General features: G+C 68.3%; 15 protein-coding genes. 9 read left to right on the plus strand and 6 right to left on the minus strand.

Annotated features, from left to right (window positions below):
• The first annotated feature begins 19 nt into the window (after positions 1 to 19).
• The 7 genes from C457_RS04280 (at position 20) to C457_RS20560 (ending at position 5,767) form a co-directional block, all read left to right on the plus strand.
• Positions 20 to 277: an MTH865 family protein gene (locus tag C457_RS04280; RefSeq protein ID WP_008092300.1), complete on the plus strand. Its 258-nt coding sequence runs from the start codon at positions 20 to 22 to the stop codon at positions 275 to 277.
• Positions 278 to 290: 13 nt separating this feature from the next.
• Positions 291 to 1,013 carry a hypothetical protein gene (locus C457_RS04285; protein WP_008092301.1) on the plus strand — a complete coding sequence of 241 codons (723 nt, stop codon included), beginning with the start codon at positions 291 to 293 and terminating at the stop codon, positions 1,011 to 1,013.
• Positions 1,014 to 1,052: 39 nt separating this feature from the next.
• Entirely contained in the window at positions 1,053 to 2,879 is a 1,827-nt protein-coding gene (locus C457_RS04290; RefSeq protein ID WP_008092302.1) for a S9 family peptidase, read from the plus strand.
• Positions 2,880 to 2,936: 57 nt separating this feature from the next.
• Positions 2,937 to 3,356, plus strand: coding sequence for a cobalamin B12-binding domain-containing protein (locus C457_RS04295; protein WP_008092303.1), 420 nt, complete (start codon positions 2,937 to 2,939; stop codon positions 3,354 to 3,356).
• 2 nt (positions 3,357 to 3,358) lie between these two features.
• A complete protein-coding gene (meaB, locus tag C457_RS04300; protein WP_049913378.1) occupies positions 3,359 to 4,474 on the plus strand; it encodes a methylmalonyl Co-A mutase-associated GTPase MeaB in 1,116 nt (371 codons plus the stop codon).
• Between the two features lie 138 nt (positions 4,475 to 4,612).
• Complete coding sequence (locus tag C457_RS04305) at positions 4,613 to 5,539, plus strand: alpha/beta fold hydrolase (RefSeq protein WP_008092305.1); 927 nt, start codon at positions 4,613 to 4,615, stop codon at positions 5,537 to 5,539.
• An 84-nt stretch (positions 5,540 to 5,623) separates the two neighbouring features.
• Positions 5,624 to 5,767 carry a hypothetical protein gene (locus C457_RS20560; RefSeq protein WP_008092306.1) on the plus strand — a complete coding sequence of 48 codons (144 nt, stop codon included), beginning with the start codon at positions 5,624 to 5,626 and terminating at the stop codon, positions 5,765 to 5,767.
• An 18-nt stretch (positions 5,768 to 5,785) separates the two neighbouring features.
• On the opposite strand, the gene C457_RS04310 is transcribed toward C457_RS20560, so the two are convergent.
• Together C457_RS04310 and C457_RS04315 are read right to left on the minus strand one after the other, a co-directional pair.
• Complete coding sequence (locus C457_RS04310; protein WP_008092307.1) at positions 5,786 to 6,166, minus strand: Zn-ribbon domain-containing OB-fold protein; 381 nt, start codon at positions 6,164 to 6,166, stop codon at positions 5,786 to 5,788.
• The gene (locus C457_RS04315; protein ID WP_008092308.1) at positions 6,163 to 7,329 is read right to left on the minus strand and encodes a thiolase domain-containing protein; all 1,167 of its coding nucleotides are present in this window, start codon (positions 7,327 to 7,329) and stop codon (positions 6,163 to 6,165) included. The genes C457_RS04310 and C457_RS04315 overlap by 4 nt, the downstream gene beginning before the upstream one ends.
• A gap of 201 nt (positions 7,330 to 7,530) precedes the next feature.
• Between C457_RS04315 and C457_RS04320 the strand changes: the two genes are divergently transcribed.
• Both C457_RS04320 and C457_RS04325 read left to right on the plus strand, forming a co-directional pair.
• Positions 7,531 to 8,838, plus strand: coding sequence for a M28 family peptidase (locus tag C457_RS04320; protein ID WP_008092309.1), 1,308 nt, complete (start codon positions 7,531 to 7,533; stop codon positions 8,836 to 8,838).
• A gap of 127 nt (positions 8,839 to 8,965) precedes the next feature.
• Positions 8,966 to 9,697: an NAD(+)/NADH kinase gene (locus tag C457_RS04325; protein ID WP_008092310.1), complete on the plus strand. Its 732-nt coding sequence runs from the start codon at positions 8,966 to 8,968 to the stop codon at positions 9,695 to 9,697.
• A 113-nt stretch (positions 9,698 to 9,810) separates the two neighbouring features.
• Here C457_RS04325 and C457_RS04330 read toward each other — a convergent pair whose 3' ends face one another.
• The 4 genes from C457_RS04330 to C457_RS04345 form a co-directional block, all read right to left on the minus strand.
• Complete coding sequence (locus C457_RS04330; RefSeq protein WP_008092312.1) at positions 9,811 to 10,254, minus strand: DUF7313 family protein; 444 nt, start codon at positions 10,252 to 10,254, stop codon at positions 9,811 to 9,813.
• Positions 10,255 to 10,387: 133 nt separating this feature from the next.
• Entirely contained in the window at positions 10,388 to 10,669 is a 282-nt protein-coding gene (locus tag C457_RS04335) for a DUF7314 family protein (RefSeq protein ID WP_004972591.1), read from the minus strand.
• The gene (locus C457_RS04340) at positions 10,662 to 11,051 is read right to left on the minus strand and encodes a DUF7315 family membrane protein (protein WP_008092315.1); all 390 of its coding nucleotides are present in this window, start codon (positions 11,049 to 11,051) and stop codon (positions 10,662 to 10,664) included. The genes C457_RS04335 and C457_RS04340 overlap by 8 nt, the downstream gene beginning before the upstream one ends.
• 39 nt (positions 11,052 to 11,090) lie before the next feature.
• Complete coding sequence (locus tag C457_RS04345) at positions 11,091 to 11,855, minus strand: cytochrome bc complex cytochrome b subunit (RefSeq protein ID WP_004972588.1); 765 nt, start codon at positions 11,853 to 11,855, stop codon at positions 11,091 to 11,093.
• Positions 11,856 to 11,861 lie beyond the last annotated feature (6 nt).

Below are 11,861 nucleotides of genomic sequence, written 5' to 3' on the forward strand. Positions count from 1 at the left end.
CTCTACGTAGGTACACGGTATGTCCGACACCGAATCTCAGCTCCGCGAGCAGTTCATGGACGCCTTCGCGAACGCCGACTTCCCCGTGAAGAACCAGATGTCTCTCGTCCCCGCGCTCCCGAACGGTCCGGGCACGAAGTTCAAGGCCGACGACGTGACCATCACGGCGATGGAGCTGGCCGCGAAGCTCGGCAAGCACCAGGACTTCCCGTACGAGGACGCCGAGAGCCTCGTCGACGACATCATCGCCGGCCTCAAGGCCGAAGACATGATCTGAGTTCGGTCGTCGCGTGACCGAGACGAAACGTGCGCTCTGGGACCGCTTCGTCGACCGCTTCGTCGACGCCGCGGACCCGATTTCACTTTTCGAGACGGCCGCCGACGGGACCGTCGAGACCATCGCGTACGGCCGTTCCGGCCGGCGGACACTCCGCCGCGGCGAGCGCATGGAGCGGCGACTCCGCGAGGCCGGCGGCCGCGTCGTCGCCGACTACGACCGACGCGAGGGCCGCTACGAGGGGCTCGTCTACATGATGTACACCCTCGACGGCGACGAGGTGGTCCCCCGATACCTCGGCAAGTGCGGGAAGTTCGGCGCGTCCGGCACCGACCTCAACAGCAACCTGCGAAACGTCGACACCAACGACGGAAAGCTCGCGCGTTGGGGCTACGGGAACTACTACCACTTTGGCGACCTCTCGTCGGCCGTCTTCCGCGGCGACGGGCCGGGGAAGTACGACCGCTGGGTGGACGCGCTGTTCACCTCGACAGACCCGCCGCGGCTCCGCGAACCGGTGTACTTCTGGGTCGAGCCGTGGGCGGTCGGCACCGAGGGACCGTACCCCGACACGCGACCCTACCTCGAAGAACTGGAGTACCAACTCATCGGTATCGCCTTCGAACTGTACCCGGAGCGCCTGCTCAACACCGAGGGCGTGCCGACGAACCCGGAGGCGTACGCGAAGATGCGCGGGTGGACCGACCGCGAGGACACGCGGCTTTCGGACTTCTGACACCCAAACCGATTTCTCGTCGCCGGGACAATTCGAGGTATGCGAACGTACGACATCGAGCGCTACCTGAACATCAGGAGCGCCTACGGCGCGTCCTTCTCGGCCGACGGCGAGCGCCTGTCGTTCCTCATGGACACGACGGGCGTCCCGCAGGTCTGGACGGTCGATTCGCCCGGCGCGTGGCCCGAACAGCGGACGTTCTACGAGGAGCGCGTCACCTTCGCCTCGTGGTCGCCCGAACGCCCCGAACTGGCCTTCGGCATGGACAAAGGCGGCAACGAGCGCGCGCAGTTGTTCCGGCTCGAACCCGACACCGGCGTCATCGAGAACCTGACCGAACACCCCGACGCCAAGCACCGCTGGGGCGGCTGGAGCCGCGACGGCGAGCGGTTCGCGTTCACCTCCAACCGCCGCGACAACGCCGTCTTCGACGTGTACGTGCAGGCCCGAAACGGGAGCGGCACCGACGCCGAACTCGTCCACGAGGGCGACGGCTGGCTCACCGTCGGCGGATGGTCGCCCGACGACTCGAAGCTCATCGTCCAAGAGGCGTACTCGAACTTCGACCAGGACGTGTCCGTCCTCGACCTCGCCACGGGGGAACTGACCCACATCACGCCGCATCAGGGGACGGTCCGCTTCCAGAGCCCCGAGTGGGGGCCGGACGGCGAGAACGTCTACATGGTGACCGACCGCGGGAGCGACACGCTCGAACTCGTCCGCTACGAGCTCGCCTCCGGGGAGTTCACCACCGTCGATACCGGCGGCGACCACGAACTCGAGGGCATCAGCATCGACCACGACTCGCGCCGGCTCGTCTACTCCCGGAACGTCGAGGGGTACACGGAACTCACCTTCGGAGAACTCACCGCGCCCGACCGAATCGACTTGCTCCCCCAGCCCGACCTGCCGAACGGCGTCGCCGGCGGCGTCTCGTTCTCGCCGGACGGCGAGCGCGCCGCGGTCACCGTCACCGCCAGCGCCGACACCGCGAACGTCTACGTGGTCGAGTTAGCCACGGGCGACGCCGAACGCTGGACGCTCGCGGCGACGGCGGGCATCCCGCGCGATACGTTCGTCTCGCCCGAACTCGTCCGGTACCCGACGTTCGACGGCCGCGACATCCCGGCGTTCTTCACGCTCCCCGAGGAGTCACCCGAGGGCGAGACGCCCGTCATCGTGGACATCCACGGCGGGCCGGAGTCCCAACGTAGGCCGTCGTTCTCGTCGGTCAAACAGTACTTCCTCTCTCGGGGCTACGCCTACTTCGAGCCGAACGTCCGCGGCTCCGCGGGCTACGGGAAGGCCTACGGCCACCTCGACGACGTGGAAAAGCGGATGGACTCCGTCGCCGACATCGAGGCCGCCGTCGAGTGGCTCCACGACCACCCGGCCGTCGACCCCGACAAAATCGTCGCCATGGGCGGCTCGTACGGCGGGTTCATGGTGCTCGCGGCGATGACCGAGTACCCGGACCTGTGGGCCGCCGGCGTCGACATCGTCGGCATCGCCAACTTCGTGACGTTCCTCGAAAACACGGGCGACTGGCGGCGCGAACTCCGCGAGGCGGAGTACGGGTCGCTCGAAGACGACCGCGAGTTCCTCGAATCCATCTCGCCCATCAACAACGTCGAGAAGATTCGCGCGCCGCTTTTCGTCCTCCACGGCGAGAACGACCCGCGGGTACCGGTCAGCGAGGCCCACCAACTCGTCGAGGAGGCCAGAGAACACGCCCACGTCCGCGAACTCATCTTCGACGACGAGGGCCACGGCTTCTCGAAGTTGGAGAACCGCATCGAGGCGTACTCCCAGATAGCCGACTTCCTCGACGAGTACGTCCGGAGCGCGCCCGCCGCGGACGACTGAATCGGACCTGCCTTATTTTCCGTTAGAGTCAAAGCGCGGGACATCGAATCCCCGTCTATGAGCGCGGACTCCGAACAGCGAACGATCCGGTGTCTCATCGCGAAGGTGGGACTGGACGGCCACGACCGCGGTGCACACGTCATCTCTCGCGCCTTCCGCGACGCGGGATTCGAAGTCATCTACTCCGGACTGCATCGCGCTCCGGACGAGATTATTCAGGCGACGGTCCAGGAGGACGTGGACGTACTGGGTATCTCCATCCTCTCCGGCGCGCACAACACGCTCGTCCCGAAGGTGATGGCCGGCCTCGAAGAGTACGGCGCGCTCGACGACACGCTCGTCATCGTCGGCGGCATCATCCCCGAAGAAGACCGGCCGGGACTCCTCGAACAGGGCGTCGACGCCATCTTCGGTCCCGGCACGCCGATGCAGGAGACCATCGACTTCGTGAAGGAAAACGCGCCCGAGCGAGCGTGACGATGAGCCGGGCGGTCGAATCCGACCTCGTCGAGCGACTCCTCGACGGCGAACACCGGGCGCTCGCGCGGGCCATCACCAAAATCGAATCGCAGTCGCCGGGCTACCGGGACATCGTCTCGGAACTCCACGCCCACACGGGCGACGCCTCCGTCGTCGGCATCACGGGCAGTCCGGGTGCCGGCAAGTCGACGCTCGTCGACAAGCTTGCGAAGTACTACCGCGACCAAGGGGAAACGGTCGGCGTCATCGCCGTGGACCCTTCCTCGCCGTACACCGGCGGGGCCGTCCTCGGCGACCGCATCCGCATGGCCTCGAACGTCGGCGACATGGACGTGTTCTTCCGGTCGATGAGCGCCCGCGGCCAACTCGGCGGCCTCTCGACCGCCACCGCGGACGCCGTGAAGGCGCTCGACGCCTTCGGGAAAGACCGCATCATCATCGAGACCGTCGGCGCGGGGCAAAACGAGGTGGACGTGGTGAAGACCGCGGACACGGTCGTCGTCCTCGTCCAACCCGGCAGCGGCGACGACGTGCAGATGCTCAAGGCGGGCATCCTCGAAATCGGCGACCTGTTCGTCGTCAACAAGGCCGACATGGAGGGCGCGTCGCGCACCGTCGCCGAACTACAGGAGATGATCCACCTCCGCGACGACCCGCGGGCGAACCTCGATACGGGCCACCACGGGGCCGAGGCGTTCGACGACGCCGGCCACGGACACGGCGGGCACGCGGACGCGAGCGATGCCGAAACCGACGTCGACGCCGAGGATGACCCTTCCGACGGCGACAAACCGCCCGTCTGGACGCCACAGGTCCTCGAGACCGTCGCCACGACCGGCGAGGGAATCAACGAGTTGGTCGAGACGCTGGACGACCACCGCGACTACCTCGACGCCTCCGGCGAGTTGGCGGAGAAGGCCCGCAAGCGCGCGGGAGAGGAGATTCGACAGCTCCTCCGAAGCGACGTGAACCGGCTCCTCGAAGCCGAGCTCGACCGCCGCGGCGGGGTCGACGCGTTCGCCGAGGCGGTCGTCGAAAAGGAGACCGACCCCTACGCGGTCGCAGAAGACGTGCTCGAACCGTTCCGGGAGTGTCTGGACGGTCGAGACGACTGACGCTGAGACGGCTGACGCCGAGACGACCGAGACGGCCGCGATTCGGGCGGGACGCTCGCCGCGTTCCGCCCGTTGCCCGTCACCCGTCACCCCGCCACGGGCGGGCGAATTAAGGCCACCGCGCACCATCTACGTGACATGAAACTCCGACGAGCCATCGGACTGGCCACAGCGGGCGTCGGTCTCGCCGCCGCGACCAACGCCGCCCTCTCGAAACGCGTGGGTCCCCTCGAACCGCCGCTCTCCGGAAACCACGGGACGTACCGCTGGCGCGGTATGGACGTCTCGTACGTCGAAGCCGGCGACGAGGACGACCCGACGCTCGTCCTCCTCCACGGCATCAACGCCGCGGGGTCGTCCGGCGAGTTCCGCGAGGTGTTTTTGACCCTCGCCGAGGACTACCACGTCGTCGCGCCCGACCTCCCCGGATTCGGGCTTTCGGACCGGCCGGCGCTGTACTACTCGCCCGCGCTCTACGAGGACTTCGTCGGCGACTTCCTCGCCGAGTACGACGACCCCGCAGTCGTCGCCTCGTCGCTCACCGCGGCCTACGCCGTCGCCGCCGCGGAGCGAGACGACGTGTCGGTCTCGCGGTTCGTCCTCGTCTGTCCCACGTCGCGCGGCGGCCCGGACCCCAAGGAGTGGCTCCGCGAACTCGTCCGCGCGCCGGTCGTCGGCGAGGCGCTGTTCAACGTCGTCGCCTCCCGACCCTCGATTCGTTACTTCAACGCCGACCACGGCTACTACGACCCCGAGAAGGCGGGCGAGGAGTGGCAGGAGTACGAGTGGCGCACCGCCCATCAGGAGGGCGCGCGCTTCGCGCCGGCGTCGTTCATCTCCGGCTACCTCAACACCGACACCGACCTCGGCGAGACGCTGTCGGCCCTCGACGTCCCGACGACGCTCGTCTGGGGCCGCGAGAGCGACATCACGCCGCTGAAGCGGGGCCGCGACCTCGCGGACGCGGCGGACTGCACGCTCGTCGTCTTCGACGACGCGATGTTGCTCCCGCACGTCGAGTTCCCGAACGCCTTCGTCGACACCGTCCGCGACGCCCTCGACTGAACGGGGTCGAAGCCGCGGCCGCGACCGCGACCCCAACCGCGAGCCGAACCGACCCAACCCGAACCAACCCCCCGAACTGAACCGATGTTCGACTCCCTCTCCCTGCTCTCGCTGTTCCTGTACGGAGCTATCGCGCTCCTCGCGGCCGGCTTCTGGGCGTGGCTCCTCGGTTCGTACGTCTTCGGCTGGCGCTCGCCGCTGGAGGCCGTCGAGGCGCGTGAGAAATAACGTGCGGCGGGTGCGGCGCTACTCGCTCGCGGGCCGGAACACGAGCAACTGCTCGTCGGTGGTCGCGTTCGTGCCCACGGCTGCCGAGACGGTCGCGCCGAGGTCGACCTCGTCGGCGGGGAGCTCGCGGACGACGCCCGTGAGTTTGACGGGGCCGAACGACGCGATAGCCGTCACGTAGGGCGCTTCGTCGGCGAAGTTCGGTGCGGGGACGTGCACTTCGGTGAACGTGAGTACCTCGCCCGTCTCCGGGAGCGGTTCTTCGGTCAACTCGGCCGCGCCGCAGTGCGGACAAGAGCGCCGCGGCGGGAGCGAGCCGTGACCGTCCGGACACGCGAGGTAGTAGCCCTCGCCATCGGCGATTGCGGCCAGCCACTCGTCGTAGCCGGTGTCGCTCATCGGTCCACCTCCAAGACGTGGACGACCGCGCTGGCGACGGTTCCGCCCGCGTTGTGGGTGATGCCGACCCGAGCGTCCGGGACGGCGTCGCTGTTGCCGTGGTCGCCGCGCAGGAGCTTCGTCATCTCGACGATTTGGGCGGTTCCCGTCGCGCCGACGGGATGGCCCTTGGCCTTGAGGCCGCCCGAGAGGTTCACCGGGAGGTCGCCGTCGCGGGTCGTCTCGCCGCGGGCGGCCGCGCCGACTCCCTCGCCGTGGTCGTAGAGGCCGAGCGATTCGAGCGCGAGCACCTCGGCGATGGTAAAGCAGTCGTGGACCTCGGCCACGTCCACCTCGTCGGGTACGATGCCGGCGTCCGCGTAGGCCGCGTCGGCCGCTTTCGTCGCGGCGGGCGTCCGCGCGAGGTGGGGCCTGTCTTGGAGCGCGGCCTTGTCGCCGCCCTGCCCCGATCCGGTGACGGAGACGGGCGCGTCGAGGCCGTGTCGCTCGGCGTAGTCGTCGCTGACGAGGACGACCGCGCTCGCGCCGTCGGTGATGGGACAGGCGTCGTAGAGGGTGAGCGGGTCGGCGACGACGGGGCTTTCGAGGGCGTCGTCGACGGTGATTTCGCGGTGGAACTGCGCGTAGTCGTTGTGCATCGCGTTGGCGTGGTTCTTTACCGCGATGTGCGCGAGGTCCTCGCTGTCGCCGCCGAAGGCGTCGAAGTACGCGCGAGCCATGAGCGCGTACGCGCCGGGGAACGTGACGCCCGCGCGGACCTCGAACAGTTCGTCCGCGGCGATGGCGAGCGACTGGGTCACCTCGGCGGTCCCGAGGTTGTTCATGCGCTCCATGCCACCGGCGAGGACCACGTCGGCCGCGCCGCTCCGAATCGCGGCGACGGCCTGTCGGAAGGCGACGCCCGCGGAGGCGCAGGCCTGCTCGTAGCGGGTCGCGGGGCAGTCGAGACCGGCCGCCTCGGCCATGACCGGCCCCTGGTGGCCCTGCTTCTCGGCGAGTTCGCCCATGAAGTTGCCGTAGAAGATTTCCTCGTAGTCGTCGCGGGAGACGCCGGCGTCCTCGCGGGCGGCGAGGGCGGCCTCCGCGAACAGGTCGCGGCCGGTTCGCTCGGGGTGACTGCCGAACTTCGTCAGTCCGACCCCGGCGATTCGCACGTCAGTCATGAATGAACGTACGTGATAGATGGTCCTTGAACCTGCCGTTCGCCCGTGGGTCGAGTCGCGGTTCGGCCCCGTTCGCTCGCCGTCGCGGCCGCGACGCCTCGAAGCGAGCGTCTCGCCGGTGTCGGTCGGTTTTTCCACCTGACCACCGCCGCGTTTTCGACCCATCGCAACGGTTACCACAGCCCCGCGAGACGGTCCACTATGAGTGACTGGATAGGCGACACGTTCACCAGCGAGGTCGGCTGGAACCACCTCGAGACGCTCGTCGACATCGGCAACCGGATGACCGGTTCGCCCGGCGAGCGCGAGGCGATGGAGGCGACGCGAGACGCCCTCGAACGCGTCGGCGCGCGGAACGCCCGCATCGACCCATTCGAGATTCAGGGCTGGGAGCGCGGCGACAGCGCCGTCTACGCCGCCGACACCACGCAGGACTGCATCGCGCTCCCGCGCAGTCCCGCCGGAACAGCGAGCGGCGAACTGGTCGACCTCGGCTACGGGTTGCCCGAGGACTTCGACCGCGACCTCTCGGGGAAGGTCGTCGTCGTCTCCACGACGGTTCCCGACCACTACGACCGCTTCATCCACCGTCGCGAGAAGTACTACTACGCCGTCGAGGCCGGCGCGGCCGCGTTCGTCTTCGCCAACCACGTCCCCGGCCAACTCCCGCCCACGGGCAGCGTCGGCACCGCCGAAGCGCCCATCGGCGACATCCCCGCCGTCGGCGTGAGCAAGGAGGTCGGCGCGCGCCTCCGCCGCCGGTTCGACGGCGACGAGGTGACCGTCGACGTGACCTGCGAGACGCCCGCGGCCGAAAGCGGGAACGTCCACGCCGAACTCGGCCCCGACACCGACGAGGAGGTGCTCGTCACGAGCCACCTCGACGCCCACGACATCGCCGAGGGCGCGATGGACAACGGCGCGGGCACCGCGATGGTGGTCGAGGTCGCCCGCGCGCTCGCCGCCCGCGAGGACGAACTCGATACGCGCGTCCGCTTCCTCTGCTTCGGCGCGGAGGAAGTCGGGCTCGTCGGCTCCGAGTACGAGGCCGACCGCCTCGGCGACGACCGGGCGGACGTGAAGGCCATCGTCAACAACGACGGCGTCGTCGCCGGGCGGACGCTCAAGCTCACGACCCACGGCTTCGGCGAGCTCGAAACCGTCGCCGACGCCGTCGCCGAGCGGTTCGACCACGATATCTCGACGCTCCCCGAACAGCTCCCTCACAGCGACCACTGGCCGTTCGTCGCCCACGGCGTCCCGGCGTACATGGTCGGAAGCGAAAAGGAGGGTCGCGGCCGCGGGTGGGGTCACACCCACGCCGACACCATCGAGAAACTGGAGTCGCGGACGCTCCGCGAGCAGGCGATTCTCCTGACGGAACTGACCGTCGAACTCGCCGACGCCGACCGCGAGATTCCCCACGCCGACCCCGCGGACATCGCGGCGGCGCTCGAAGCCGAAGACCAGGCCGAGGGCATGAAAGTCACCGGCGACTGGCCGTTCTGAGGCGGTCGGCGACGCGGCCGTCCCGCTCGGGTCGCGCCGAACCTCGCGCAACCGAACCACGAGGGCTTTTATTCGCGGCGGCGTAGCACGGGACGATGCTACGGGGGCTCGCCGCGGGTGGACGACGATGAGATTCGGTATCGTCGGTGACGACTCGGTCGCCACCGCCGTCAGAGCGGTCGGTGCGTCGGTCGAACCGACGTCGGCCGAGGCGGACGCCGTCGTCGCGGTCGGCGAGTCAGCGCTCTCGACGGTCGCGCTCGGCTCCGAGTGGTCGTGTCCGGTCGTCCCCGTCGACTGCGGCGCGCCGTGGTCGACCCCGCGGCGCGGACTCGAATCGCGGCTGTCCGCGGTCGCGGCGGGTGACGGCCGAGTCGTCGACCACCCGACGCTCTCGCTCCGCGTCGGCGGCGACCCTGCGACCCGCGCGCTCTTCGACGCGATGCTCGTCACGAGCGAGCCGGCGCACATCTCCGAGTACGGTGTCACCCACGCGGAGGCGGCGGTCCCCTTCTCGTCGGACCCGACCGGTGAGTCGCACGCGGCGGCGCGCTGGACGCCGGTCGACGAGTTCCGCGCCGACGGCGTCGTCGTCGCCACTCCGCTCGGGAGTTCCGGCTACGCGCGCGCCGCGGGCGGCGCGGTCGTCGGTCCGGCCGCCGGGCTCGCCGTCGTCCCCGTCTCACCGTACGCGACGCAGACGGACTCGTGGGTCCTCCAACCGCCCGTCCGGCTGTCGGTCGAACGCGACGACGCGCCCGTGTCGCTCGTCGCCGACGACGAGGTCGTCCGGGAGGTTCTCCCGTCCGAATCGGTGGTCATCGACCGCGACGGGAGCGTTCCGCTTCTCGTCGAGTAGCGTCTCACTCGGCCGTGATTCAGACACCGAGCGGCGGCGCTCGGCGCGGCGAAAATACGTGTTCCTCGTGAGCGGTGCGAGCGTGACGACGCGGAGAAGAGTGCGTCGCGGAGTTAGACGATGAGGTTCCAGTAGTCCGCGACGAGGAAGAAGAGGCTCTGGAACGCCGCGTACAGGAGCACGAGCGTCGCGGCGACGAGCGAGCCGTTCGGGCGTTCGAGCGGCTTGTCGGTGCGGGCTTCGACCTTGCGCGCTTCGAACTCGAAGAAGTCGGTGACGAACATCCCGACGACCAGCACGGTCAGCACCATGCCACCGTGCGGCTCGACGAGCAGGTAGAGGAACGAGGTCAAGACGAGCGCACCCGAACTAATCGAGTGCGGGAGGTACCGGGAGATGGCCTCCTCTCCACCCTCCTTGGCCTGTCGGACGTGCGACCGGTGACCGAGGAAGCGCGTCGCGAAGTTCGCAAGCACGAGCACGAGCGCCACGTGCGGGACAACCGGTTCGACCGCCGCCAACTGGTCGAGCGGGACGAGGAACTGTAGTGGGTGCATACAGGACCGTCGGAGCGAGACTCATTAGAGTTTTTCCAATCCGACGCGGGAGCGGCGGGGAGGGCGACCGCTATTGTGGGGGGTCTTCGTCGACTCGAAGCGAGATGAGAGGAGAACGGAGCGCGGTGTCGGCTTACTGCGCGTTGCGGCGCTCTTCGAGCGCGGACATAATCTGGTGACCCGCCGGGATGAGCACCCAGAAGGTGAGTGCGCCGAGAAGCGCGAACCAGAGGAACACGTCCATCAGGGTGACGGCGATGATGTTGAACAGTCCCTCGGTCGCACCGGACGACAGCGGCTCGATGAGCTGTTGTGTGCTCTCGAAACTGCTCGTCCGGTACCACGACGCGAGCACCAGCCACGCGAGTCCGGACCCGGTCAGGATACCCAGACCCTTGATGAATTCGTCAGCCATTGTTCGAGTCTTCGCCGGAGTCCTCTTGAGACTTTCCCATTCCTTGGGCGCGAAATCGGGTCCCGAGCGTGTAGACGACCGCGCCGAACGCGATGATACCGAGTCCGAAGACCGCGAGGGCCGTGCTCAGCAGACCGTCCCCGACGCCGATTCCGAGCGCGCCGAGCGCGCCCGCGATGACCGCGCGGAGCGCGCTCACCTGCAGCGTCGCGGCGTCGAGGAAGACGAAGCCGAGGACCACGCTGACGACGGCGATGAGCGTCGAGAAGACGGTGATCGTCTTGTAGAGCCGCATGGGAACGACGATGTCGCGCCGGCCGCGGCGTCCGCGCCGCGTCTCGTCGGCGTCGCCGGTTCGGCCGGTTGCGTCGCTGTCTGTCATCAGTGACGCTAAGAAGGGACGGTTGGTAGTGGTTCCGCTCTATTTCGGCGGGCGAAGCCGGTAGTAGCGGCGGTTGAGGTTGTACATGTACCCCTCGCGCATCGTCTTCAGCACCGCGTAGGTGATGGTCCCGAAGACGAACGGGAGCAGGAACGTCAGGTCGAACAGCAGGTCGACGTTCATCGGCATGAGGTTCTTGATGGCCAGAAGCGAGATGGTCATCGCGAACACGACGCCGAAGACGCCGACCGCGGACCAGAACGGCTGCTCGACGGGTCGCCGGGCCGAGCCCTTGTTGAGGAAGGGCACGATGGCGATGAAGCCGACGACGACACCGTTCGCCAGCACGCCGTAGGTGCGGTCGGCCATCAGCTTCTGCCCGCCGAGGATGGCCAGCTCGGGGTTCAGCGGGTTGAGCTTGAGCAGGCCGAACGACCAGTAGAGGTACCAGTCGGGCAGGATAATCGCCGGGGTGCTCGACGGATTCGCGGGGTTGCCGATGTGAGGCGGCATGGTCGCCGAGAGGAACAGGATCATCCCGACGAAGAACGACGCGATAGAGAGGTTGCGGACGGTCTCGTGGGGCCAAGTTGGGAACGCCAGGACGTCGCGTTCGACGTAGTCGGACTCCGTGCGGAGGTCCTGGTCTTCGCGGCGTGCGCGTTCGAAGTACTCGTAGGTGAGCCGGGAGAGCCCCGTCTTACGAGCCTTGCGCTCGCTCCAAGTGGGCGTCTCGTCGTCGGGGGCTACGATGCCCGCGCCGTCGGATCGAATCTCCTCGTTTTCGGGTTCGTTGTCGCTCATGATTGT

Origin of the sequence: Haloferax prahovense DSM 18310 (genome assembly GCF_000336815.1) — an archaeon.
GTDB lineage: Archaea > Halobacteriota > Halobacteria > Halobacteriales > Haloferacaceae > Haloferax > Haloferax prahovense.

Bases quoted from the DNA above. Each gene is read 5' to 3' on its own strand.
- C457_RS20560 (WP_008092306.1), top strand. From the start codon at position 5,624: ATGTTCGACTCCCTCTCCCTGCTCTCGCTGTTCCTGTACGGAGCTATC.
- meaB (WP_049913378.1), top strand. From the start codon at position 3,359: ATGAGCCGGGCGGTCGAATCCGACCTCGTCGAGCGACTCCTCGACGGC.
- C457_RS04330 (WP_008092312.1), bottom strand. From the start codon at position 10,254: ATGCACCCACTACAGTTCCTCGTCCCGCTCGACCAGTTGGCGGCGGTC.
- C457_RS04340 (WP_008092315.1), bottom strand. From the start codon at position 11,051: ATGACAGACAGCGACGCAACCGGCCGAACCGGCGACGCCGACGAGACG.
- C457_RS04335 (WP_004972591.1), bottom strand. From the start codon at position 10,669: ATGGCTGACGAATTCATCAAGGGTCTGGGTATCCTGACCGGGTCCGGA.
- C457_RS04325 (WP_008092310.1), top strand. From the start codon at position 8,966: ATGAGATTCGGTATCGTCGGTGACGACTCGGTCGCCACCGCCGTCAGA.
- C457_RS04310 (WP_008092307.1), bottom strand. From the start codon at position 6,166: ATGAGCGACACCGGCTACGACGAGTGGCTGGCCGCAATCGCCGATGGC.
- C457_RS04280 (WP_008092300.1), top strand. From the start codon at position 20: ATGTCCGACACCGAATCTCAGCTCCGCGAGCAGTTCATGGACGCCTTC.
- C457_RS04290 (WP_008092302.1), top strand. From the start codon at position 1,053: ATGCGAACGTACGACATCGAGCGCTACCTGAACATCAGGAGCGCCTAC.
- C457_RS04305 (WP_008092305.1), top strand. From the start codon at position 4,613: ATGAAACTCCGACGAGCCATCGGACTGGCCACAGCGGGCGTCGGTCTC.
- C457_RS04295 (WP_008092303.1), top strand. From the start codon at position 2,937: ATGAGCGCGGACTCCGAACAGCGAACGATCCGGTGTCTCATCGCGAAG.
- C457_RS04315 (WP_008092308.1), bottom strand. From the start codon at position 7,329: ATGACTGACGTGCGAATCGCCGGGGTCGGACTGACGAAGTTCGGCAGT.
- C457_RS04320 (WP_008092309.1), top strand. From the start codon at position 7,531: ATGAGTGACTGGATAGGCGACACGTTCACCAGCGAGGTCGGCTGGAAC.
- C457_RS04345 (WP_004972588.1), bottom strand. From the start codon at position 11,855: ATGAGCGACAACGAACCCGAAAACGAGGAGATTCGATCCGACGGCGCG.